At 71.8% G+C, this 518-nt stretch carries 1 protein-coding gene; it reads left to right on the top strand.

Going from position 1 to position 518, the window contains the following annotated elements; translation table 11 throughout:
* Positions 1 to 39: 39 nt before the first annotated feature.
* Positions 40 to 518: hypothetical protein (locus tag G3I78_RS47545; RefSeq protein WP_203616515.1), on the top strand; the 479-nt coding region annotated here is incomplete at its 3' end.

Here is a 518-nt window from a genome sequence, read left to right as displayed (position 1 = left end):
ACGCTGACCGGTTCGATGGAGAGTGAGGTCAGGACAGGGATGCCTGCGCCATGGAGATATCTGGGGACCCTGCGGTCGCTCGCGCACCGCGTCGTCCACATCGACGAGACGACGTCGGCGGCGTACGCACGTGCGGAGCGCCACGAGGCGGAGCTGGCCGGGCTCGTCCGCGAGGTGGCACGGCTCTCGGAGAACCTCTCGCGCGTGGAGAAGGACCGGGCGGCGCGGGCGCGGGACCTCTCCTCGGCTCTCGACGAGGTCCGGGACTCCGTCCACCTCCTCGCGCGCCGGGGGACCCTGGAGCGCGCCACCACGCGGGTCGTGTTCCTCGTGCACCACATCGAGGCGTGGGACAGCTATGACGAGCTGTACCGGCTCATGAGCGACGCGCCCGACTTCGACCCGGTCGTCGTCTCGCTGCCCCGCAACTTCGCCGACAGCGGGACGCTCCGCGACGAGGACGTCGTCCACGACGGCCTCACCGAGCGGGGGGTCGGCCACGTGCGCGCGTCGGTCGG

Source organism: Streptomyces sp. SID13726, assembly GCF_010548375.1.
GTDB lineage: Bacteria > Actinomycetota > Actinomycetes > Streptomycetales > Streptomycetaceae > Streptomyces.
This window is presented reverse-complemented; position numbering and strand designations above follow the sequence as displayed.